Raw genomic sequence first — 21,955 nt, forward strand, 5'->3', positions numbered from 1 at the left:
AAATGGACACTGGGTAACTATTCGTATATAGTTGTCTTGATTCTACAATTCACAATTCATAACTCCAAATTTATCATTGAAATGGAACAAATACTAATACATCAACTACACAGTTATATGCTGCAAAATAATCCAGATCTATTGCTGGCATTGCAGGGAACAGGAAAGATAACCGAATACCTGGAACAAAAAGTACAGACCGCCTATCCTTTGTTGGACCAACTGATAGAACAAGAAACCGCTCCCAGTTTCATAGAGGAAGCGTGCATGGATTTTTTGACTAAAGATCTAAAACCATCCCGATTCCTTTTTTTGTCGGATTTCTTGGAAACACAGTTCAGTACTAAATACCTAAGATGGAAACAACAGGGCATACTCGTCTATGAGATTACCAATCTGGAAGCGCTTCTGATTCCCATCTTTGAGGATTTTCAGTTCAGTGAGGATAGCCAGACCGATACCGCCTTCAATTATGTACTGCTCAAAAAAATACAGGAATACTTCCATTCTACCAAAATCATCCATTAAACAGCGATATGCAGTATAGTTTCAACAAGGGCATCAACCGCCCACTGGAATTCAAGGGGATCCGTGCCCAGTATCTGGTCTATATGGTGGTCGGACTCGTCGCTCTGCTGTTTTTGTTTGCTTTGCTTTACCTGATCGGTGTCACACTCTATCTGGTGCTTCCCGTCATTGGCACACTCGGCACCTTGTTGTTTTCAATAGTTGGTAAGTATTCCAAAAAATACGGCGTGCATGGTCTGGGTAAACAAGCAGGATTCAAGGCGCTCCCCAAAGCACTCAAGACCAGGACGATGGTTAGACTATTCAAAGACCTATAGTAATTATTATTTATTTCTTCTTCAACCGGTAAATTATGATCGTTGTTTTTTTTATACTAGTCGTTGTTCTGGTTGCCTCGTTTCTATTGGAACTGAAAGAACCCAAGGACGAACGTCGGGACTTGAAAGAGATGTTCCCTCTTTACAAAATGGAAAACGGATTTTTACTTTCCAAACAGGGAGACATCACCCTTTGTTTGGAGCTGGAACTACCCGAGATATTCACCCTTTCCACGGAAGAATACGAAAGGCTACACGCCCTATGGACAAAGGTGATTGGACTGTTACCCGTTGGATGCATCCTCCACAAAAAAGACGTCTTTACAAAGGATGGAGTGGGCACAGTATCCCAACAAAAGGATTTTCTCTCCCTGAGTGCCAATTCCCATTTCAAGGGAAGGGCAACACTGAAACACCGGAGTTTTTTGATGCTCACAATGAAGGCTCCTGGAAGAAAACCCGCCTCTCACGTCTCCAGTAACCTACTTCGAAAACACTTTATCGAACCCGCAGTGTTGAATAACCGTTTCTTGATGGATTTCCAGGCTAACGTAGCGCGGTTTGAAAGGGTACTTTCAGAAGATGGTCTGGTCAAAAGTCGTCGGTTGTCCGAAGTGCAATTATTGGGCACAAAAGAAAAAAACGGACTATTGGATAGTCATCTAAACCTGGAACCTATGGGTAGTTCATCCAAATTGGTCGATATCCAGTTCAAACCAGAGTTCACAATAGGTAATAAAAAAGTAGTGACCTATAGTCTGTCAGAGACCGAGGACCTACCTGCCTTTGTTGCTTCTTCCAAGAGATATGACAAGTTCAGTACGGACAAAACGACGCTGAGTACCGGTTTTATGGCACCCTTGGGTATTTTGTTGGAATGCAACCATAGCCTGGAACAGTTCATTGTCATCAGCGACGGACAAAAAACAATGCGGGAATTGGAGCAAAAAAGAAAAAGGATGCAGTCCTTATCGTTATCCGGAAGAAACAATGCGCTTAGCGCAAATGCGATCAACGATTTTATGGACGAGTCCATTTCCAAGGGTATAGCCCCCATAAAAGCCCATATACACATCAGCGCCTGGACGGAAGGGAATATTTCCGTGGCAGAACTGGATACCAAAGTTGCTGCCGCCGTCTCGCAGGCAGGTTTCCGCCCCCGAAAGGAGGATCTATGTGCCGCCCAACTGTATTGGGCAGCACTACCTGGAAACGAAAGTGAGATTCCAAGCAGTGAGCTATTTGACACTTTTATTCCACAAGCCTCCTGCATGTTAACTATGGAGACTGCCTACCATAGTGACAAAGCAGATACAGGGACAAGGTTCTGTGACCGTAACGGCATGCCGCTTTGGCTAGATCTCTATGACAACCCTAGAAAGAAAGGTCTTACCTCCAATATGGGTACACTCGTATGTGGTAGCAGTGGCGGTGGTAAATCGATGACCGTCAACCATATCCTTCGTTCCCAATACATACAGGGAGGTCATATCGTTGTGGTGGATATCGGAGGTAGTTACAAGGCGCAATGTGAACTCAGTGGTGGCTATTACTTCACCTACGAGGAAAACAACCCGATCAGGTTCAATCCGTTTTATCTACCGAAAGGGACAACACTGGATACGGAAAAGAAGGAAAGCCTAAAGACCCTACTCGCGGCACTCTGGAAGCAGGAAAACGAGGATTTTACGCGTAGTGAGTACGTGGCACTCTCTAATGCCGTGGCGGGGTATTATATGCATCTTGCAAATAACAATCAGATGTTTCCTTGTTTTGACAGTTTCTATGAATACCTACAATCAGACTATGTGAAGTTACTTGAAACACAGGGCGTTCGAGACCGATATTTTGATGTGCATAATTTCCTTTATGTTTTGAGGCCTTACTATAAAGGTGGAGAATTTGATTTCCTTTTGAACGCCAAAGAGAACCTGGATTTGTTGAATAACCGGTTCATCGTTATAGAACTCGATGCGATCAAGGATCATCCGATCCTGTTCCCGGTGGTAACGATGGTGGTGATGGAACTGTTTATTTCCAAGATGCGCAACCTGGAAGGACAACGCAAGGTACTCTGTGTGGACGAGGCCTGGGCTGCGATCGCCAAGGCGGGTATGGCGGCTTTTTTGAAATACGCTTTCAAGACCATCCGTAAGTTCAACGGGATACCCATCGTCATTACGCAGGAACTCGACGACCTGGTGGACAGTCCGGTTATCAAGGAAGCGATCATCAACAACGCCGATGTCAAGATACTCATGGACATGCGCAAATACCAAAGCAAGTTCGACAAATTACAATCCGTATTGGGACTTTCGGACAAAGGCAAGGCGCTACTATTGTCCGTCAACAAGGAGAACCGGGAGATCTTCATCGATCTCGGTGGGCAAAGCATGAAGGTATTCAAAAACGAACTCTGCCCCGAGGAATACCTCGCCTATACGACCGAAGGCAAGGAACGCGTGGAGGTACTCGAATATGCCAAAAAGTACGGCAGCATGGAAGCCGGTATACGCCAACTCACCAAAAAACAATGACCTCGATTTTTCATTTTTAAAATAATATGTCATGAAAACTAAATTTGGGATAGTCCTCCTTTCCTTAGTATTGACCATTGGGATGTCCGTTGCTCCCACAACAAAAAGCCATGCACTTTTTGGCTCCTTGTTCAGTGATGCCATCAAAGCCGCCATCAAGGCCATTGATATCAGCATACAGAAACTACAAAACCAGACCATTGTCTTACAGAATGCACAAAAAGTAGTGGAAAATACAATGGGTAAACTCAAACTCGACGAGATCGCCGCTTTTGCCCAAAAAGAACAGACCCTGTTCAGTGGTTACTACCAGGAGCTACAGCAGGTAAAATCCGTCATTAGTGGCTATAAAAAAGTGGGAAAAATCTTACAGATGCAGACGCAAATGGTATCGGACTATAAAACAGCCTATAACCTGTTTAAAAACGATGCCCATTTTACGCCAAAGGAAATACTGTACATGTACACGGTCTATACGGGCATACTGGACAAAAGTGTACAGGACCTTTCAGCACTTACTACCATCATCAGTGCCTATTCTACACAAATGAGTGACGGCAGGCGTTTGGCGCTCATCGAAAAGCTGGCGACAAACATGGAAAACAACAGGATTACGCTGCTGCAGTTTAACAGGCAAAACAAATTAGTGAGTATCAACAGAGCCTCTTCAGAAACAGAAGTAAAAGCCATCAAATCCTATTATGGACTATAAGGATTTTTTCTTTTACTACTTATTCACGAATCAAAAAATACGAATCATGAAAAACTTATTGTTGGCTTTATCGATAGTGTGTATTTGTTGTTTTCAGGCAGACAGCCAACTATTTGGCAACCAGGACAAAAAGATGATCCAAAACAACATCCTCCAGATCGGTTATCTACAGACCTATAGTAGTTATCTGGACAAAGGACTTTCCATCGCACAGAATGGGCTGGATGTAACCCATGGCTTCAAAAACGGGGAATATGGCTTGCATAGTCTATACTATAGTTCCTTATTACAGGTAAGTCCAAACATTAAAAAGTATCCGGTAGCACAAAAGACTGTAGATCTCTATGCCAAGATGGAAACATTGCAGACCTCCGTTTACAAAAACATTTCCAGTACAGACATGCTATCCTCGCAGGAAAAGAAATCCCTGAAAACGCTTGTAAACAATCTGATGGACGCAGCCGAAAAAGACATAGACGAGTTAAACAATTTTCTGACAGACGGAAAATACCAGTTGACGGACGATGAACGCATCCAAAGGATAGATGAAGTAAACAAACGTATGGTTGGGAAATACAATTCGCTAAGTGGCGTTGAAAAACGTGTAAATACAATCATTACGGGACGCAAACACCAAAAAGAAGCGATATCCAAACTCCGTCAACTATACGGTTTAAAATAAGGTTGGATAGAGTCCAATCTTCAAAATTTAAATTATGAAATACCTACTGATTCTTTTAACCAGCATAACAGCCATTGTATTACCACATTATAGCCATGGTCAGGCACAAGAATTAGAGATGCTCTCCTTAGATATCGAAAAGTTGTCCCAAATGAAGCAGACACTCCAAAATATGTTCAACGCCTATACTACCCTTGAAAACGGGTACAACAAAGTGAAAAGTGTTACCTTAGGAAACTATAGTCTGCACCAAGTCTTTTTGGACGGCCTCTTGGCAATAAGTCCCACTGTGACAAACTATGTCCGTATAGGGGACATAGTTTCCAACGAGGCAAAAATACTGTCCGAATATAAAACAGCCTTGGCTCATTTTAAGTCCAGTAGTATGTTTTCTCCTTTCGAGCTCACCTACGCCAGTGCTGTCTATACGAAAATTGTGGATGGCAGTGTGTCGAATTTGGATGCATTGGTAATGGTTCTCACGGCAGGACAGACAAGGATGAGTGACAATGAACGCATCACAGAGATCGACCGTATCTATAAAGACATGGAAGCTAAACTGACCGCCTTACGGAGCTTTAGCCGACGAGCCAATAAAATTATTATCCAGCGACAGGCATTACAATCCGACCATGTCACACAACAAACCATTTTAGGCAATCATTAAATAATCGTTTTATGAAACGAAAATATATATTACCCATTCTACTGGTGATTAGTGCAGTTCTTTTTATGCCAGACTTTGCCCAAGCACAGGACACGGGTGACAGCATCTACAGTCTGCACCAAACCCTATCCAATCTTTTTGACGAGATGATGCCTCTTTGCAGCAAGATGATCGGTGTGGGAAGGGCCATTGCGGGACTGGGCGCCCTGTTTTTCATAGCCATGAAGGTATGGGGACATATTGCCCGAGCCGAACCCATCGACTTCTATCCACTCATGCGGCCATTTGCCATCGGACTGGCGATTATTTTGTTCCCAACACTCATCTACGCGATGAACGGCGTATTAAAACCCATCACGGAGGCCACCGCAGCTATGGCCAAGGACAGCCACAAAGGGATCGAGTACTTCATGAAAAAGCAGGAGGACGAGATCATGAACCAACCCCAGACGGCGACAGCCGGTACGGGTAATCCAGACCAGTACAGTCAATATGAGCAACCGGACGATGGCGGCGAAAGCTCCGGTTTTCTCGGAAGCATTTCGCAGTTCTTTGACTGGAAAAACAAGATCAAGGAAGGGATCAACGAACTGCTGCAGATCGCTTACATGGCAGCAGGACTAGCGATAGACACTATCCGTACTTTTTATCTACTCGTGCTCGCAATAGTTGGCCCGATCGTACTGGGGTTGAGTGTATTTGGAGGACTGCATCATACGTTGGAGCACTGGTTCGCACGCTACATCCATGTCTATATGTGGCTACCCGTAGCCAACATATTCGGAGCCATCAGCGCAAAGGTATTGGAACTTATGATGACCGATGGACAAGTGAGTATGGTAGCCTACATGATCTTTTTAGTCATTTCCATCATAGGCTACACGACCGTACCGAGCGTGGCTTCTTACATCGTACAACCCGGTGGCGGTGGTAGGGACACACTGTTATCCAAGGCGACCAGACTGATACCGGGAATGAAGTGAGCATTGATCCAATGATGAATTATAAATGATAAATTATAAGAACTATAACTCATAACTTATAATTCATAATTCATAATTCATAATTCTTAACTCATAATTATAAAGCCGTGTTCCGTCAACTAAAAAACATCGAATCCGCTTTCAGGCATGTAAAACTGTTCACCTTTGTCGTTGTCTGCTGTGCCGCCATTGTTTCCTGCTATGCGATCTATACCAGCTTCCAGCAGGTGCAAGGCCTACAGGGAAAGGTATATGTCATCAGTAACGGAAAGCTTTTGGAAGCTACCGCCATGGACAGGAAGTTCAACATCCAGGTGGAACTAAAAGACCATGTAAGGATGTTCCACTACTATTTCTTCACGCTCGATCCGGACGAGAAAGCTAACGCCATGGAAGTTACAAAGGCACTTTATCTCGCCGACAACTCAGCAAAACAACAGTACGACAATCTGAAAGAATCGGGATTTTATTCCAATGTCGTTGCAGGCAATGTCACCCAGCGCATACAGGACGACAGTATAACATTGGACATCAACCAGCTCCCATACTACTTTAGGTATTATGGAAAGCAGACCATTACACGTCCTACTAGTAAGGTTGTTCGTAGGATCGTTACCGAAGGTTATCTAAGGGAAGTCTCCCAAAGCGACAACAATCCACACGGGTTTCTGGTGGAACGCTGGCAGACACTCGACAATTCAGACATCTTCATTACCAAACGCTAAAAACAAAAAAATGACCATCATCAAAAACATAGGAAAGCTCCACTCAAGAAAAGTGGTATCCGTTAAGAATTCTGTCAAGGAAAAATGGGAACAAATCAAAAAGTGTATCGCGGAAAAGCTGAACAGTCGTTCCCAGCACTGGCAAACTAGGCACAAAAAACGGTTCCTGACAGTTTTCTGTATCGGTTTTATAGTACTGTTGTTACTCTCTATTTTCAAGTTCCACATAGTTCGACCTGTGGGTAAAGTGATCACCGTTCCCGCACTATCCCACAATATCTTGGTACATGAGATAACGACACCAAGAGCTTTTCTTCCCGGAGACACCCTTCCCTTTTTACTCACGGGATTAGATACCATACTTCTAAATTATGGTCAAACAGCCAACTATAATTTTTAAAAACCTAAAAACAGATTCCATGCAACCTACACAGTTGGAAAGAAAAAAAATATTTTACTTATTGTTACCCGTCCTAGTGATCCCTTGTTTGACACTATTCTTTTACGCTTTGGGAGGCGGTAAGGGAGAAAATACACCCACCACGCAAACGAAGGGGCTTAATCCCTTGCTTCCCGAAGCACAGTTAATTAGTGCACCTGGCGACAAGATGTCCCTTTACGCCCAAGCCTTGAAGGACTCCATGGGTTTGGGGGATTTGAGAAAATCCGATCCCTATATTCAGGATACATCGGCGGCTGGAGATAACTCTACAATGATTTCTACCGGAAAAACAGGTGTATCCTACACCGACCCAAACGAATCCAAGGTCAATGACCGTTTGGCGACCCTGCAACGTACGCTCAACCAAAACCAAGGCTACGGGAATCGTCCTGACAGTTATGAAAGTATCGAGAACCAGCAGTTGAAAAGACAGCTTCTGGAAGTCCAGCAGCAGATGCATCAGATGACTAGTAACGGATTGTCCCAACCAGATCCGCAGATAGAACAGATCAATACCGTCCTCAACAAGATCATGGAGGTACAGCACCCAGAGATCGTAAAGGATCGACTGGAACAGGAAAGCCTTAAAAACAAAGGACAGGTGTATCCTATTGTTGAAGTAGGGCAGGATATCCTTACCAATCCAATCGTTTCCAAAGAAAATAATGCACCTATTGGATTTTACGGTTTGACCGAAAACGTCGATACTGCTTTTGTAAACAGTACTGCAGTTGCCGCCGAGGTGCAGGAGAGCCAAACGCTGACAAGTGGAGCCACCGTCAAACTCAGGCTGTCGTCGGATATCCTGATCGCTGGACAGTCCATAGAAAAAGGTTCCTTGGTATACGGCAACTGTACCCTAAGTGGGGAACGACTCAAAATCAGTGTATCCTCCATTAGATCCGGGGACAGAATACTACCGACCTCCCTAACGGTCTATGACATGGACGGCCAGGAAGGTATCAGGATACCGGATGCCATCTCCCGCGACGCCACCAAGGAAGGTACAGACCAGGCATTGCAGTCCATGAACCTGATGGCCCTCGATCCTGGTATCGGAGCGCAGGCAGCCAGCGCCGCCGTGCAGACCGCGAAGAGTCTATTTACTAGAAAAATAAAACTCGTAAAGGCTACCGTTCGGGCAGGATATCAGGTTTTGCTAGTGGACAAGAGCCGACAGAACAGGCAGTAGACCTCAAAACTTATCCCTCAAGCCTCATACCTCCAACCTTCCATCATTTTTTCACCCATCAACCATTCGTTATGAAACAATTAATTTTAAAACTTCTTTTTGCCTTTTTGTCGGTATCCGTCGCCGTTCCGCTTTGGGCACAAACGTCTGAACTTGAAAAGATACATCCATCGTCCTATGTACCGCAATATCCTATAGCGGTGGGGCTCACCAATACTACCGTACTGGTATTTCCTTTCAAGATTGTGACCAAGGGCGTGGACCTAGGCAGTACCGATATAATAGCCAGCCCTTTGCAGGGTGTAGACAATATACTTAGGATCAAGGCGGCAAAGGAGGACTTTGCCCCCACCAATGCGACTGTGGTCACCACTGACGGAAAGATCTATTCTTTTCGTGTCACTTTCTCCCAGTACCCCGATGACCGTCCCATAGACCTCGGCAAGCAGGAAACTGTAGAAAAAACGAAGAGCATACTTACCAGTCAGAAATTGGGCGACGAACAGATTAAACAGGAAACAAATGTCATCCTAAGTAGTAAACCTTTTCTCAAAAAGCCCAAAACAGTCTCGTATGATGTACGACTTGCACTGAACGGGATCTACACAAAGGAGGATGTTCTTTTTTTTCGTTTGGAGTTGAAAAACGACAGTCCCATGGATTATCTCATCGATTTCACCCGTTTTTACACCCAGGACCGGAAACGGCTGAAAAGGACAGCAGACCAGGAGAGCGAGTGTAAAACGGTTGGGATCTTTCCTGAAAGCAATGGCATTATAAAAGCAGGAGCTACAAATACGATCATAGTTGCTTTCCATCGCTTTACCATCGCCGACCACAAAGACCTGGTTATTCAGTTTTTCGAAAAAGACGGTGACCGTCACCTGAAACTGAAAATAAACGGTAAGACCCTCATGAAGGCGCACGGACTATAGTTAAAACATAACCCATCATTTATAATTCATCATTCATAATTTTTATCATGAGCAGACTATCCAAGGAAATGGAAAACTGGCGGCAGGCAGAACTACGCCATGCTGCCGTATTCGGCAAGGCAGCATTACGAACCAAAGGTTACCAGAAAATAAGACTCTCTGAAATGCAACGGATCTACCAAACCCACCAAAAAGGTAAGCTGTCCTTGGATGACCGAGTAAGACTGCGCCTTATACGTTCCGGCAGCCATCATCTGGAAAAACAACTATACCCCAACCGCTTGGTTCGTTACACAAGGCGAATAGTACGCTTTACAGCAAGTGTAGCCAAAAGTGGGCTCAGACAGGTCGGCAAACTGGTAGAAAGAAAAAGAAATGCTTCTACGGAAGTGGCGTTTTCGGGTAAAAGTCCAAGTATACAAGTTAAACCGGTACAGAACAAAGTGGTTAAAAGCAAGGTCGTGCGTATTCCTAGAAAAGTACACCAACCCGCGCAAGAACTAAGGCAAAGACGTGGCAGAAGTATTTAACTATTAGTCCAACTGTATAGTTCGAACCCTTCCTTTATTGTGCACATAGTTTATCCAATTCAATTTTTACATCTTCACATCTTAAAACAGACATACATGGCTAAAGAAATTACAAAGGCGGAAAATATCGCCTACCTAGAAAAGGGATTATACTATAGTGGCTTTGGTATTGAAGCCAACAAAACACTCAATGACGAAATTTCCAAGCAGACAAAAGAGTTTTCTGTTCCATTGCAGATGCATGTAGCAGGGAAAGAGGCAGACTTTCGGCTGGATTTCAAACAATCCGAAAAACAACCAGATATCTATTTTTTCAACGGATACCAAGCGACGCTAAAGGAAAACCCGGAGAAGACCCAGTATTTTGCCATCACAAAAAACAATGGCATTACCACTAGAGAGGCTGTAAACCTCTTGGAGGGGCGAGCCGTGGCCAAATCCATCAAACTCGAAGACGGCTCCCGTCAGGAGATATGGACACAGATCAATTTTCAAAGCAAAAAGAACAACGGCAACTTTGAAAGAAAGACCTATTTTCCTTCTTATGGTTTTGATATGTCCAAAGCACTTAGTGACTTACCCCTAAAAACGGAAGAAGGCAAGGATCTACCTAAATGGATCGCTAGTTCTTTAAAAAAAGGCAACGCCGTAGAAGTCGATATGGAAATGGATGGCAAGGCGCAGAAAAACACAATCGTGGCCAATCCGCAGTTCAAGACCATCGACGTCTTTGACAAATCGAACACGCGCATCCTTCAATCCAATGGTAATACAATCTCAGTCAAAGAGCAACCTTTTATTGAACATCCAGGAGAAACCGTAACCAAAGACGTCAAACCATCACTAAAGGAAGAAACCGGGGTCAAGCGTTTGCCAAGAAAGCAAAAGACCGAAGCGGTTACGGAAAATACATCCAAAGGGATGCGTCGTTGATCGTAACGGGACTATGGAAGAATCTTTTTTTCATAGTCCTTAAAAATCCATTTTAAAACCAGAGAAAATGCAACAGGACAGATACATAAGAACGCTGTTGGAGCAGCTCAACAATAACAAATCTCCTTTGGGGTTCCACATAGTCACCCGCAAGCTTTCCGAAAAGATCTGGTTGGCGCGGATATGGTCATCTGAACAAAACAATTGTCCCTTGGATATCTATCTTTTGAAGGAAGGTCCAGACTATATGGGAGCGGTACTGGAAAGAGATACGGAACTCTTTGCCTACTCGGTTCCGACTTTCAGAAGGAAAGGTATCGTAAAAATGGCGCTGAAAGAAATCATCCTTCCGCACCTACTTGCACGTAACCCGATCTTGAGGACTACCTTGAGTCGCTCACTCGTGAGTGAGAAAATGTACATCGCTGGTAAACATTTGGCATTGGCTGTTGGGTTCGAGATACTCAAAGAGGAAAATGGGCAGTGCAGGATGCTACTGGACGGAACTACACTACAGAAACGCGTTTTTGTACAAGGAGAAAACATTCAACTTACGCCAGAAGAGAAAAAAACTATAAAAAACTATATAGGAAAATCTGGTCTGTATATGTCCATTGCTCAATGCATGTTGGAATACAGGGAAGGTAGAAGTCCATTGTCAGAAGATTTGTTGGAAATAGTAAGGAATTTATCCATACAGATCCAAAAAGTCTAACCAGGATTTCAAAGACTCTTGTATTTTTTTTTGCCCACGTTTTTGAACAGGGATTTCATCGCAGGATGAAGTCCCTGTTTTTTTATGCTCCATCCCGATTTACAGTCCGTAAGTATGATCGAAATGCAGTCCCCTTTTGTCCCCATTAGAGGTAGCACATGACCAACAATGGAATACTTTTTACAAACCCTTATGAAAAAAACAATGGCCTGTTTTCCACCGCCTACTTTTTGTCGGCTTCGTTGCACTGAACATCCCCAACACCCCGTTTCCCTTTCCGATTTATTGGTTGCACAAAACAAAGTCCGTGGCACTGTTCCTGCGGACAGCTTTCGCGGCATATCCCGCTCGTGCCTCGCTTGCGGTATTCCACGGTCTGTCCGCAGGAGAGGCACACGGACTTATGGCATTGTTACACAAAAATCGAAAAAATGAAAACGTACGTCCCTTGTCCAGATACCACCGATAATCCAACCGATTGAAAGGGCTGGTGAAAAGAAAAAAAATTAAAAAAATTAAAATTAAAAAACATGGAAATAACAGGTAGGCTCACGACCAACGCTCAGGTCAGAAAAACCAAAACAGACAAACAGGTGGTAGTTTTTACCCTCGCCATCAATGACAGCTACAAAAAGAAAGGCGCAACGGAGGTGACAAAGCTGGTCACCTACATTGATTGCAGCTACTGGAGAAGTTCCGCCATCGCGGACTATCTCACAAAGGGAACAATCGTGCAGCTAAGCGGACGGCTTAACGAACCCCGTATTTGGCAGGACTTGGAAGGCAACACAAGGGCAAACCTTTCCTTTACCGTCTCCGAAATAAAAATACTGGGCGGTGGCAATAAATCAAATGGTAGTAGCTCCGTAGAATCAAAACCGTCCAAGAATGGGATAACAGCCCAAACGGTGGCAGCTACCACAGGCGAAGACGACCTTCCTTTTTAATGACTCTTTTCACATCTCAAAAAAATCATTCATCATTCTTAATTCATAACTCATAATTCAAAAAACATGGCACATAATTTAAATTTCAACGAACAGACAGGCAAATACAGTTTTTTCAGTGTAAAGCAAAAGCCTTGGCACGGATTGGGGCAGATAATGACTGATTACCCAACCAGTGCAGAAGCCATGCAGGTTGCAGGACTCGATTTCGAAGTCATCAAATCCCCATTGTTTACCACAGGCAGAACCAGGAGCATTGGTGATAGTGGCGAACTAGAAGAAGCCAACGATATTCTAGTCCCCAATGCATTCGCCAACCTTCGCACAGACACCAACCAACCTTTGGGCGTGGTGGGCAATGATTACAACATCATCCAAAACAGGGAAGCGTTCGCATTCTTTGACGCCATTGTTGGCGGTGGCGATGGCATCCTATACGAGACCGCAGGCGCTTTGGGCAATGGAGAACGTATTTTCATAACCGCCAAACTACCCGATTACATTAAGGTCGGCAGCAATGACTATTTAGAACAGTATTTATTTTTGACTACATCGCACGACGGCAGCGGAAGCATAACCGCAGCGTTTACCCCTGTAAGGATCGTTTGTAATAATACTTTAAATGCAGCATTAAACAATATGGGAAATATGGTTCGCATCCGCCACACAGGGGGAGCAGCAGCAAAATTGGTGGAAGCCCATAGGGTGATGGGTATTGCTACCGCCAACGGCAAAGTAATGGAAGAAAGTTTCAACCATTTTGCAAAGGTTCACATTACAGACAAAGAAGTCAAAAGGTTGATTGAACTAGCCATGACACCCAACAAGGAAACCCTACAAATCCTAAAAGATAACAGATACAGCGATTTGTCAACCGTATTCAAAAATCAATGTGAAGAAGTGTTTAGTTATGCGATGACCGCAGAAACACAGCAACTAGAAACGACCAAAGGAACAGTATTCGGGGCGTACAATGCCATTACAGGTTATTTTCAGAATGTGAGAAGTTACAAGGATGAAGAAGCCAAACTTAAATCTTTGGTATATGGTGGAACAGCAGCCACCAAAGCACAGAAAGCACTCGATTTATGTAGCGCATTTGCCGAGCATGGCAAAGAGGCTCTTTTACTTAATTAATTCAAATCCATTCAAAACAGGCAGCCGTCAAATGGCGGTTGTCTAAAACATAAATTAGTCATGACAAAGACTGACATAAAACAACTATAAACAAACTACAATATGAACTTAACTGATTTAAACGGCTTCACATTGGAAGTCACAAATTTGGACGAAGCCATACGGCAGTCTGAGGCATTTTTCGCTTATAGTCAGGTCGATGGTGACTTTTCGGAATTCAACAAAAAACAAAGAGCCTATTGGTATGATTTGCACCATAAATTATTAATCCTAAAATCAAATCAAAACAATGAGTAACCTAAGTAACAAAACAGATTATAAAGCCCTGTCTATCATGGGTACTATAGTCAAAATATTTGAACGACTACACTACTTGGATAAGACAAAAGAGGATGATATGGATGCGACCCCTGCCAAAAACCTTTTACAAGGAATAATTGAATCCAACAACTATAGAGTCAACTATGACAGAAATAACAAAAAACCAATCATTAAAATAAAGGAACTATGAATACTAATTTTTTCAAACAGATAGCACAATTGGATTTCACAGGCGTGTTACAATTAAACATCGCCAAAGGGGCAGATAATAACTAATCGTTTCTATGTTGTTAGAAAATGAAGCTTGTGGCGACGATGCCAATAATTTGATTCCACTAACGAATGTGGCGTTGGCGAGGGCATTAGAACCTGCAGACTAAAGAGATCTGAAATTTTTGTAACCACAAAACTGGATGCGGCCACAAAAGGTTATGAAGTGGAATTGCAACTTAAAAGTGGAGACTTTTTTTAAGCAGCAATGCTTTGTTTAGATAAATAGAATTGTTCCATTTGATTGGGAGTTTTTCCACCCAAGGCCGAGTGAATTCTCCTGGCATGATAAAATCCTTCTATGTATCTGAATATTTCAAATTTAGCGATCTCCTTGTTTTGGAAATGTTTGTGATAAACAAATTCAGTTTTTAATGTTTTAAAGAAGCTTTCTGCGACAGCATTGTCCCAACAGTTTCCCTTTCGGCTCATGCTTTGGGTAATTTCATGGCTTTTCAATAAGGTAGTGAATTCTTTACCTGCATATTGAACTCCTCTATCTGAATGAAAGACCAGTCCAGGTTGAACACCTCTGGTCTTAACGGCAATCCTTAATGCAGCAATAACCGTATTTTTTGCCGTCATGTCACTACTAAAAGAATAACCAATTAATTTTCTGTCTGCTAGATCGATTACCGAACTCAGATACAGCCATCCTGTACCCGTTTTAATGTAAGTGATGTCGCCTACCCATTTCTGACCAATCCCATCCGCTGAAAAATCTCTTTGAAGGAGATTTTCAGCTAATCTGTAGTCGTGGTCTGAATCCGTGGTGACAACATATTTCTTACGTATTTTACTTCTTAGATGCATTCTTTTCATTAATCTGGCTACATAGGATCTTGAAACATAATGTTGTTTGTTGTTCAGTTCCTGTGCTATGCGGGGGCTACCATAAATATTATGGCTATGTTCAAATGTTTCTTTAATTAGTTCAGACATTGTTTGAGTTTTCTTTGCCCTATTACTTTGGGGACGTAACAGCCACCTGTAAAATCCGCTGCTGCTTGTTTTTAATACATGGCACATCTTCTCTACTGAATATTCGTTTGTATGATCTTTTATAAAGGCATATTTATTCAGTCTTTCCCCGCGAAGATGGCCACCGCTTTTTTTAATATCGCATTTTCCAATTCTGCCTCCTTCAATCTCTTTCTCAATTCCCTGAGTTCCTGTTCCTCTGGACTTAATTTATTGTTTTTAGGCACCAGTGTACCGCCGTTAAATCTTGGATCCCTGCGCCATTTACTTAACAAATCTGCACTTATGTCTAGCTCTTTGGCTGCTGACAATACTGATTCTTTTACGTAAGACAGTTCTACTGCCATTTTCTTAAAGCTTTCTTCAAATAATCTTCCCATCGTTGGACAAATTTAATTTTTTAATGATCAAATCCGTCTCCACTCAAAGGTAGCAACTCCAAAGTAACCGTTGCAGGTATCGAAAGTTCGCTTAAAGCATTGGACATTGAGTATATCGACCGGATGATTATCCATGCGCCGAAACAGTGGGCAGAGTACGATAAAGAAGACCGCCATTTTGAGGGGAACCGTGAGACTTGGCGTGCTTTGGAAGATGCTTACAAAGCGGGGAAAATTCATGCTATCGACGTTTCAAACTTTCAGGTTGAAGATATTGAAAACATCCTTCCAAGCTGTACTGTAAAACCGATGGTCAATCAGATTTTAACGCATATCAGCAATACGCCAAAAGAATTAATTGCCTACTACCAGCAACACAATATCCTCGTAGTAGCCTATTCGCGCATTGATTGCCCAAGGGGATTTGATGAAAAATCAGGTTGTCATTAAAATGGCTGAAAAGTACAATCTTTCGGTTCCTCAATTGGCTATCCGTTACTATCTTGAATCGGGATTGTTGCCAGTGGCAAAAACAGCCAATCCAAAGAATATGAAAAGTAACTCGGAGGTAGATTTTGAAATATCGACAGAAGATATGGAGCAACTGAAAAATATAGAGAATATCAAAGACTACGTCGAGTTCAGCAAATTCCCTGTCTTTTGGAATTAATAAAACAATAAAATTTTAGTTCGTCTAAACTATGGGTACATTTTCTATAAAAAAGCGTTCGGTACAGAAGCCTCCGAAGCCGATTTAAAACAGATGGACATCCAGCACAGGGAAGTAACGGCAAAGGATGTGGAGATTGATATTTTATACTGTGGTGTATGCCATTCCGATTTGCATACTGCGAGGAACGAATGGGGCGGCACTTCGTACCCCAATGTTCCCGGTCATGAAATTGTGGGACGGATTACAAAAGTTGGTGAGGGCGTTACCAAATTTAAGGTTGGCGATCTTGCAGGCGTAGGCTGTATGGTAGATAGCTGCCGGGAGTACGAAAACAAAGAGGGATTGGAGCAATATTGTGAAAACGGAAAGATTGGCACATATAACGCCCCCGATAAGCATTTGGGAGCGCATACGTGTTTCTAAACGTTTCCAAAATGTATCCAACTGTTCTATAAGTGTGCTCCCGTTTCCTTATTTTATTGAATGATTTACCAAAATCGGAAAGAAATAACTCCTCTGGGTTACGCATTTGTTGTTAAGTTAAAATAATAAAATAGCTAAACCAACAAATGCCTTATTTGAAACAGCATCAAAGAAACCCATTTTGCCTAAATTGGAAACGTCTTTACTCGAAGATTTATATGATGAAATAGAACTGTTGGGGTTTCCAGTGACGGAGCCTTTCTTTTCACTTACCAAAAGTGATTACCGCGGGAATTGCACTTCAAAAGAGCTGTAATCCAAAGAAGGACACACTGTGCGCATGGTGTTGGAATTTATCTGCGACAAAACAGTGCGCACCAAAAATGGAGAATACATGAAGTTTGGCACTTTTCTAGATATCCATGGGGATTTTGTGGATACTGTGCATTTTCCACCCTCACTGGTTAAATATCCTTTACTAGGGAATGGAATCTATCTGGTGGAAGGGAAAGTGGTATTGGATTTTGGCTGTCCGGCTGTCGAGGTGATACGTTGTGGGAAAATGCCATTCAAACCAGATCCGAGGAGCGGTTGAACTATTAATGATTCAATCTATTATTTTAAAAAGTAGCAGACTATAGTGTTACATCTTTATTAAGCCATTCCGCACCATACATAAATGCAATTAAATTGCCTATTAATATTAATAGTGATTATCTTAGATGTTCTTGTATAAAATAACAAAATATCAAAAAGAGCTCAATACTTTGGCAACTACACTGATTTCATTTCAAAAAAAGGTATTTTTTGGTATATGACTTACTAATATTTTTACATAGTCTCAATTATTATATTTTTATCTATTTAAAAAATCATCCGAGAACCTCCTATATTTTTAAGTTATTTGATAGTTATTGTTCAATATACTTTTGATACTGATTTATTTTTAAATCTTTAGCCCTCAGGTCATGCATCATACTATAAAGACCGAAAAAAGTTCGGTTCATATAAATAAAATGTTTGGATCCACGATTAGCATTCATCCCTTTCATGTCACTCATTTTGACATATCGTTGTCCAAGATCTGCAATTTCCTGAAAAAAAGATTCATTTGAAAAGTCAAAAATCTCCGTATTGAACGGTCTTGTAAACAACTCTAAAAGTTCATAAAAAAGTTGTGTAAAAAATTCTATTTCTCGTGGAGAATCGTCTTTTCTAAGGATTTCTAATTCATAAAGTTTTTCAGAAAACAGAATAGGATCGTTGGTTATTTCTTTTTTGGAAAGTTCAAAATAAGGAATGTAAAACGCATCTGGAATTTCTTTGATACATCCAAAATCTATCACCATCAAATCTTTTTCAGCAGAAATAAGAAAATTTCCGGGATGCGGATCTGCATGTACTTGTCTTAAAACATGTATTTGATACATATAAAAATCCCAAAGTGTCTGACCTATTTTGTTAAGATCTTCCTGAGTGTTTACTAGCTTGGTAAATTCTGAAAAATGCTTGCCCTCCATCCAGTCCATCGTGATTATTTTTTCACAAGAGAGCTCTGGATAGTATGCTGGAAATTTCAAATTGGGAATATGACCACACCGAACAGAGATGTCCTGGCTTCTTCTCAATTCAAGATTATAGTCTGTTTCCTCAAAAAGTTTGTTTTCGACTTCCTGAAAGTAGTCTTCTGAACCTTCTTTTTTAATGTTAAACATTTTCATCGCGATAGGTTTCACTAGCTTCAAATCACTAGAGATGCTCTCTCTCACGCCTGGATACTGAATTTTTACCGCCAATTTTTTACCATCCTTTACTGCACGATGTACCTGACCGATGCTAGCCGCATTTACAGATTCAGGAGTAAAGTAATCGAAAATATTTTCTGGATTTTTACCAAAATATTTTCTAAATGTTTTATTTACCAATGCACTGGAAAGAGGTGGTACAGAGAACTGAGAAAGAGAAAAACGATCCACATACGCCTGAGGAAGAATGTTTTTTTCCATACTCAACATCTGGGCAACTTTAAGGGCTGAACCTTTCAATTCTTTCAAAGAATCATAGATATCTGTTGCATTGTCTTCATTGAGGATTTTTCTAGCCTGCTCCTCATCTTTGATTATTTTATTTCCATAATATTTGAGGTAATTCACCCCAACTTTTGCACCAGCTTTCAAAATGCTTCCAGTACGCTCCAATTTTCCTGTGGGTATTTTATCTAGCGTCTTCATTTAATTTTTTTTAAATGTTTCCTTAAAAAGAAACTTGCCAAGATCCATCACTTTTCTCAATGGTTCGTTATCTATAAGATCGAAGCCCGTATCGATGGTTTTTTCTAAATAGAGGTCTGTTTTTTCAAATGATGGCGAAGTGTCTTTTTTCCAAAATTCCACTGCGGACACAAGATGCGCCCATAACAACTGCTCCTTAGCTTTTTCACTGATATTTTTGATATTATCTTTCGCTTTGGATATAATTTCCCACTCATTAAAATTGAGTGTTTTCACAAAACGCTGGTGCGCTTCTCGTAGTTCGCTGCTTACTTTAGTAAAATATATTTTATTATGCCCCAAAACCTTCAGTACTAGTGATCTGTTCATCGTCAGGTTTTCGAAAAAGATGAAATAAGTATTCAGCATTTTTTCTTTAGAGGATGCATTTTCAAAACCATCCGCGGTTGAACTTAATTCTACCGACTGTAGAAATAAACTAGAAAGTATTTTTTTGTCTATTTGCTCAAAACTTGAAAAATGGACATAAAAATCCTTTTCCTCAAAACCATTTTCTTTTGCAAAAAGATACACATTGTCTGGCTTTTTGCCATGATGGAGTATGTAGTCTCCATATAGTTCAAGTATTTTTTCTTCGGTGATTATTGTTTCATTTTCCATATCTAAAATTTAATAAAAACTTATAGTTAGATGTAAAAACCAATATTAAATCGTATACCTAAAAACGCTTTAGAAGAAGCGTAATTTATAGTGTGAAGTTACTAAAAATATACTATTAAGTTTTAAGTTCGCAAATAGTTTTAGTAAATAGAAATTTTCTATTTAATTCGATACCTAAAACAAAATTTGTGATTCTTTTTACAATAGCATTTGCTAATAAATCATTAAAATTTAAGTATTAATTGGGATAAAAATATAGCATGCGTCACCATATTTAGGATATATCAATTATACACAATTCACACAAAGCCACTAACAATCAGCTTGTTAGTGGCTTTGTGATTTTCATACAATATCATTTAAATGAAAAAAGAATTGTACCGAACGCGCTTTTATTTATCCTAGAAACTGCAAATCCTCTTTGGAAAGTTCTAGGTCAAAAGCTTTACAATTCTCATGAAAATGTGTGAGCTTGGAGGTTCCAGGGATAGGTAAAATCAAATCGTTAAAGTGAAGCGCCCATGCTAAATTTACTTGAGCATTCGTTACACCATATTTTTGCGCAATTACAGTTATTTTATTTTCTTTATTGTGCAAAGATGTTTGTAGCGAGAAAAAAGGAATCATAACGATGTGCTCTTTTACACAAGTATCCAACACTTCATGCATCCCTCTCAGTTCCATTCCGCCTGTAGTAAAACTGTTACGTTGTTCATAGCCAAAAACATTTTCTACGGTTGCGATATTTCCCATTTGCAAGGCAATTTCCAATTCTTCTTTACTCACATTACTCAAGCCAATATGCAAAATTTTTCCTTCTCTTTGCATCTCAAACATTGTTTGTAAAGAAGTTTCAAATGGTGTTGCACTTCCTGGCATCACACGAAAATGAACTAATTGAATTTGTTCCGTTTTGAGTGTTTGGAGATTTTTTTCGATGCTAGCCCGCAGATTGTCCGGCTTGTCGTACACTTGCCAACTTTTGTCTGCGCCTCTGGCAACCCCCACTTTGGTACAGATTAACACATCTTTATTATAAGGATATAATGCCTCGGCAATCAAGCGATTGGTAACATCCGCTCCATAAAAATCCGCGGTGTCGATAAATTGAATACCATTATCCGAGGTAGCTTTTAATATTGCCAAGGCCTCATCTCTGTTTTCGGGTTCGCCCCATACTTGCTCTCCAGTCAAACGCATAGTCCCATATCCAAATCTTTTTACGGTTAGTGGATATGTTGTATTGGCGCCGATTGTAATTGTTTTTTTTATGCTCATTTTTGCTTTTTTTATTAATGAGCACAAAGTTGCAACAACCATTTATAAAACAGTTTACCATTTGGTAAAAAGCAATTTTAATGAATGTTTTTTCTGATTCTGCTTAGCGATTGTTGCGTTATACCCAGATAAGAAGCAATATAGGAAAGCGGAATGCGATTAGTCAGTGTGGGGAATTTTTCCAAAAAAGAAAGATAACGGGTGCTGGCGTCTTCCGAAACTAATGCACTTCTTCTGTCCATTTTTTCCATTATCGCTTTTTGGAATATTTTATTGAAAATATTGTCCCAACCAATGATAGTATCCGAAAGTATTTTCCAATCTTGTGCCGAAAAAACGATGAGTTTACATGTGGTCGCCGCCTGTATATATTCTGTCATTATCTCGCCATGATATGGGTTGGCAATAAAATGGTTTTCTTCTAAAAAATACTTGGTAATTTCTTTGCCCTTGTTGTCGTAATAGATGATACGTAGTACTCCTTCAAGAATAAATGCCACATTATTAAAAGCTTTTCCAGCTTCTGTAAAATAAGCATCTTTAATAAGGATTGATTCATGCGCTTTTTGCTCTAATAGTGCAATTTGTTGCTGATTTAAACTTCCAAATTTCAAAATATATTGAATAAGTTCTTCCATAATCTAAAGTTAAATCATACTCAATTAACTCAAGTCGCTAGTTAAAAGAGTAGCGCGAAAGTTTTAATTTCACGAATTCAAAGATAAATGCAATAGTTAAAAAACAAAACAAAGGATT

28 protein-coding genes are annotated in these 21,955 nt (G+C 41.0%); 22 read left to right on the forward strand and 6 right to left on the reverse strand.

The window, feature by feature from the left end; translation table 11 throughout:
- Positions 1-36: 36 nt before the first annotated feature.
- The 19 genes from E0W69_RS07650 to E0W69_RS20585 all read left to right on the forward strand — a co-directional run bounded on the left by E0W69_RS07650 (position 37) and on the right by E0W69_RS20585 (position 14,579).
- The gene (locus tag E0W69_RS07650; RefSeq protein ID WP_131329428.1) at positions 37-528 is read left to right on the forward strand and encodes a hypothetical protein; all 492 of its coding nucleotides are present in this window, start codon (positions 37-39) and stop codon (positions 526-528) included.
- Positions 529-536: 8 nt separating this feature from the next.
- Positions 537-845 (forward strand): DUF4133 domain-containing protein, encoded by a 309-nt coding sequence (locus E0W69_RS07655; protein ID WP_131329430.1) that lies wholly within the window; start codon positions 537-539, stop codon positions 843-845.
- Positions 846-880: 35 nt separating this feature from the next.
- On the forward strand, positions 881-3,382 hold the full coding sequence (locus E0W69_RS07660; RefSeq protein WP_131329432.1) for a TraG family conjugative transposon ATPase: 2,502 nt from the start codon (positions 881-883) through the stop codon (positions 3,380-3,382).
- 31 nt (positions 3,383-3,413) lie between these two features.
- Positions 3,414-4,094, forward strand: a complete 681-nt coding sequence (locus E0W69_RS07665; RefSeq protein WP_131329433.1) for a conjugal transfer protein TraI — start codon at positions 3,414-3,416, stop codon at positions 4,092-4,094.
- Between the two features lie 46 nt (positions 4,095-4,140).
- Positions 4,141-4,776 carry a hypothetical protein gene (locus tag E0W69_RS07670; RefSeq protein WP_131329434.1) on the forward strand — a complete coding sequence of 212 codons (636 nt, stop codon included), beginning with the start codon at positions 4,141-4,143 and terminating at the stop codon, positions 4,774-4,776.
- A gap of 34 nt (positions 4,777-4,810) precedes the next feature.
- A complete protein-coding gene (locus E0W69_RS07675) occupies positions 4,811-5,443 on the forward strand; it encodes a TerB family tellurite resistance protein (protein ID WP_131329435.1) in 633 nt (210 codons plus the stop codon).
- Between the two features lie 11 nt (positions 5,444-5,454).
- Entirely contained in the window at positions 5,455-6,426 is a 972-nt protein-coding gene (gene traJ, locus E0W69_RS07680) for a conjugative transposon protein TraJ (RefSeq protein ID WP_131329436.1), read from the forward strand.
- 107 nt (positions 6,427-6,533) lie between these two features.
- Entirely contained in the window at positions 6,534-7,151 is a 618-nt protein-coding gene (gene traK / locus E0W69_RS07685; protein WP_131329437.1) for a conjugative transposon protein TraK, read from the forward strand.
- 238 nt (positions 7,152-7,389) lie between these two features.
- Positions 7,390-7,551: a hypothetical protein gene (locus E0W69_RS20435; RefSeq protein ID WP_191968000.1), complete on the forward strand. Its 162-nt coding sequence runs from the start codon at positions 7,390-7,392 to the stop codon at positions 7,549-7,551.
- A gap of 19 nt (positions 7,552-7,570) precedes the next feature.
- Positions 7,571-8,785: a conjugative transposon protein TraM gene (traM, locus tag E0W69_RS07690; protein WP_191968001.1), complete on the forward strand. Its 1,215-nt coding sequence runs from the start codon at positions 7,571-7,573 to the stop codon at positions 8,783-8,785.
- A 71-nt stretch (positions 8,786-8,856) separates the two neighbouring features.
- Positions 8,857-9,720, forward strand: a complete 864-nt coding sequence (gene traN / locus E0W69_RS07695; protein WP_131329439.1) for a conjugative transposon protein TraN — start codon at positions 8,857-8,859, stop codon at positions 9,718-9,720.
- 47 nt (positions 9,721-9,767) lie between these two features.
- Positions 9,768-10,250 (forward strand): hypothetical protein, encoded by a 483-nt coding sequence (locus tag E0W69_RS07700; RefSeq protein WP_131329440.1) that lies wholly within the window; start codon positions 9,768-9,770, stop codon positions 10,248-10,250.
- A 96-nt stretch (positions 10,251-10,346) separates the two neighbouring features.
- Positions 10,347-11,183: a hypothetical protein gene (locus E0W69_RS07705; protein WP_131329441.1), complete on the forward strand. Its 837-nt coding sequence runs from the start codon at positions 10,347-10,349 to the stop codon at positions 11,181-11,183.
- 211 nt (positions 11,184-11,394) lie between these two features.
- Entirely contained in the window at positions 11,395-11,898 is a 504-nt protein-coding gene (locus tag E0W69_RS07710; RefSeq protein ID WP_131329442.1) for a hypothetical protein, read from the forward strand.
- A gap of 530 nt (positions 11,899-12,428) precedes the next feature.
- A complete protein-coding gene (locus E0W69_RS07715) occupies positions 12,429-12,845 on the forward strand; it encodes a single-stranded DNA-binding protein (protein ID WP_131329443.1) in 417 nt (138 codons plus the stop codon).
- Positions 12,846-12,911: 66 nt separating this feature from the next.
- Positions 12,912-13,982 carry a DUF932 domain-containing protein gene (locus tag E0W69_RS07720; protein ID WP_131329444.1) on the forward strand — a complete coding sequence of 357 codons (1,071 nt, stop codon included), beginning with the start codon at positions 12,912-12,914 and terminating at the stop codon, positions 13,980-13,982.
- A gap of 102 nt (positions 13,983-14,084) precedes the next feature.
- Positions 14,085-14,279, forward strand: coding sequence for a hypothetical protein (locus tag E0W69_RS07725; RefSeq protein ID WP_131329445.1), 195 nt, complete (start codon positions 14,085-14,087; stop codon positions 14,277-14,279).
- The gene (locus E0W69_RS07730; protein WP_131329446.1) at positions 14,272-14,493 is read left to right on the forward strand and encodes a hypothetical protein; all 222 of its coding nucleotides are present in this window, start codon (positions 14,272-14,274) and stop codon (positions 14,491-14,493) included. The genes E0W69_RS07725 and E0W69_RS07730 overlap by 8 nt, the downstream gene beginning before the upstream one ends.
- Positions 14,490-14,579 carry a hypothetical protein gene (locus E0W69_RS20585; protein WP_225321440.1) on the forward strand — a complete coding sequence of 30 codons (90 nt, stop codon included), beginning with the start codon at positions 14,490-14,492 and terminating at the stop codon, positions 14,577-14,579. The genes E0W69_RS07730 and E0W69_RS20585 overlap by 4 nt, the downstream gene beginning before the upstream one ends.
- Positions 14,580-14,771: 192 nt before the next feature.
- Here the strand turns inward: E0W69_RS20585 and E0W69_RS07740 are convergent, their stop codons facing one another.
- Both E0W69_RS07740 and E0W69_RS07745 read right to left on the reverse strand, forming a co-directional pair.
- Positions 14,772-15,764: an IS3 family transposase gene (locus tag E0W69_RS07740; RefSeq protein ID WP_131329447.1), complete on the reverse strand. Its 993-nt coding sequence runs from the start codon at positions 15,762-15,764 to the stop codon at positions 14,772-14,774.
- Positions 15,653-15,934, reverse strand: a complete 282-nt coding sequence (locus E0W69_RS07745) for a transposase (RefSeq protein ID WP_131329448.1) — start codon at positions 15,932-15,934, stop codon at positions 15,653-15,655. Before E0W69_RS07745 ends, E0W69_RS07740 begins: the two co-directional genes overlap by 112 nt.
- Before the next feature lie 99 nt (positions 15,935-16,033).
- Here E0W69_RS07745 and E0W69_RS20590 point away from each other — a divergent pair, with 99 nt between their 5' ends.
- The 3 genes from E0W69_RS20590 (at position 16,034) to E0W69_RS07755 (ending at position 17,030) form a co-directional block, all read left to right on the forward strand.
- Entirely contained in the window at positions 16,034-16,384 is a 351-nt protein-coding gene (locus E0W69_RS20590; protein WP_255478228.1) for an aldo/keto reductase, read from the forward strand.
- Positions 16,362-16,604 (forward strand): aldo/keto reductase, encoded by a 243-nt coding sequence (locus E0W69_RS20595; protein ID WP_225321441.1) that lies wholly within the window; start codon positions 16,362-16,364, stop codon positions 16,602-16,604. The genes E0W69_RS20590 and E0W69_RS20595 overlap by 23 nt, the downstream gene beginning before the upstream one ends.
- A gap of 93 nt (positions 16,605-16,697) precedes the next feature.
- On the forward strand, positions 16,698-17,030 hold the full coding sequence (locus tag E0W69_RS07755; RefSeq protein WP_304487943.1) for an alcohol dehydrogenase catalytic domain-containing protein: 333 nt from the start codon (positions 16,698-16,700) through the stop codon (positions 17,028-17,030).
- Between the two features lie 911 nt (positions 17,031-17,941).
- Here the strand turns inward: E0W69_RS07755 and E0W69_RS07760 are convergent.
- From E0W69_RS07760 to E0W69_RS07775, 4 genes are all read right to left on the reverse strand, one after another.
- Entirely contained in the window at positions 17,942-19,261 is a 1,320-nt protein-coding gene (locus tag E0W69_RS07760; RefSeq protein WP_131329449.1) for an ABC1 kinase family protein, read from the reverse strand.
- Complete coding sequence (locus E0W69_RS07765) at positions 19,262-19,921, reverse strand: TetR/AcrR family transcriptional regulator (RefSeq protein ID WP_131329451.1); 660 nt, start codon at positions 19,919-19,921, stop codon at positions 19,262-19,264.
- Positions 19,922-20,317: 396 nt separating this feature from the next.
- A complete protein-coding gene (locus E0W69_RS07770) occupies positions 20,318-21,199 on the reverse strand; it encodes an aldo/keto reductase (RefSeq protein ID WP_131329452.1) in 882 nt (293 codons plus the stop codon).
- A 77-nt stretch (positions 21,200-21,276) separates the two neighbouring features.
- Positions 21,277-21,837 carry a Crp/Fnr family transcriptional regulator gene (locus E0W69_RS07775; protein ID WP_131329454.1) on the reverse strand — a complete coding sequence of 187 codons (561 nt, stop codon included), beginning with the start codon at positions 21,835-21,837 and terminating at the stop codon, positions 21,277-21,279.
- Between the last annotated feature and the right edge of the window lie 118 nt (positions 21,838-21,955).

It is taken from the genome of Rhizosphaericola mali (assembly GCF_004337365.2).
Classification (GTDB): Bacteria; Bacteroidota; Bacteroidia; order Chitinophagales; family Chitinophagaceae; genus Rhizosphaericola; species Rhizosphaericola mali.

Bases quoted from the DNA above. Each gene is read 5' to 3' on its own strand.
- E0W69_RS07715 (WP_131329443.1), top strand. From the start codon at position 12,429: ATGGAAATAACAGGTAGGCTCACGACCAACGCTCAGGTCAGAAAAACC.
- E0W69_RS20595 (WP_225321441.1), top strand. From the start codon at position 16,362: ATGAAAAATCAGGTTGTCATTAAAATGGCTGAAAAGTACAATCTTTCG.
- traM (WP_191968001.1), top strand. From the start codon at position 7,571: ATGCAACCTACACAGTTGGAAAGAAAAAAAATATTTTACTTATTGTTA.
- E0W69_RS07655 (WP_131329430.1), top strand. From the start codon at position 537: ATGCAGTATAGTTTCAACAAGGGCATCAACCGCCCACTGGAATTCAAG.
- E0W69_RS07745 (WP_131329448.1), bottom strand. From the start codon at position 15,934: ATGGGAAGATTATTTGAAGAAAGCTTTAAGAAAATGGCAGTAGAACTG.
- E0W69_RS07665 (WP_131329433.1), top strand. From the start codon at position 3,414: ATGAAAACTAAATTTGGGATAGTCCTCCTTTCCTTAGTATTGACCATT.
- E0W69_RS07720 (WP_131329444.1), top strand. From the start codon at position 12,912: ATGGCACATAATTTAAATTTCAACGAACAGACAGGCAAATACAGTTTT.
- E0W69_RS07775 (WP_131329454.1), bottom strand. From the start codon at position 21,837: ATGGAAGAACTTATTCAATATATTTTGAAATTTGGAAGTTTAAATCAG.
- E0W69_RS07660 (WP_131329432.1), top strand. From the start codon at position 881: ATGATCGTTGTTTTTTTTATACTAGTCGTTGTTCTGGTTGCCTCGTTT.
- E0W69_RS07700 (WP_131329440.1), top strand. From the start codon at position 9,768: ATGAGCAGACTATCCAAGGAAATGGAAAACTGGCGGCAGGCAGAACTA.
- traN (WP_131329439.1), top strand. From the start codon at position 8,857: ATGAAACAATTAATTTTAAAACTTCTTTTTGCCTTTTTGTCGGTATCC.
- E0W69_RS07675 (WP_131329435.1), top strand. From the start codon at position 4,811: ATGAAATACCTACTGATTCTTTTAACCAGCATAACAGCCATTGTATTA.
- E0W69_RS07705 (WP_131329441.1), top strand. From the start codon at position 10,347: ATGGCTAAAGAAATTACAAAGGCGGAAAATATCGCCTACCTAGAAAAG.
- E0W69_RS20585 (WP_225321440.1), top strand. From the start codon at position 14,490: ATGAATACTAATTTTTTCAAACAGATAGCACAATTGGATTTCACAGGC.
- E0W69_RS07730 (WP_131329446.1), top strand. From the start codon at position 14,272: ATGAGTAACCTAAGTAACAAAACAGATTATAAAGCCCTGTCTATCATG.
- E0W69_RS07725 (WP_131329445.1), top strand. From the start codon at position 14,085: ATGAACTTAACTGATTTAAACGGCTTCACATTGGAAGTCACAAATTTG.
- E0W69_RS07755 (WP_304487943.1), top strand. From the start codon at position 16,698: ATGGACATCCAGCACAGGGAAGTAACGGCAAAGGATGTGGAGATTGAT.
- traJ (WP_131329436.1), top strand. From the start codon at position 5,455: ATGAAACGAAAATATATATTACCCATTCTACTGGTGATTAGTGCAGTT.
- E0W69_RS07765 (WP_131329451.1), bottom strand. From the start codon at position 19,921: ATGGAAAATGAAACAATAATCACCGAAGAAAAAATACTTGAACTATAT.
- E0W69_RS07670 (WP_131329434.1), top strand. From the start codon at position 4,141: ATGAAAAACTTATTGTTGGCTTTATCGATAGTGTGTATTTGTTGTTTT.
- E0W69_RS07770 (WP_131329452.1), bottom strand. From the start codon at position 21,199: ATGAGCATAAAAAAAACAATTACAATCGGCGCCAATACAACATATCCA.
- E0W69_RS07760 (WP_131329449.1), bottom strand. From the start codon at position 19,261: ATGAAGACGCTAGATAAAATACCCACAGGAAAATTGGAGCGTACTGGA.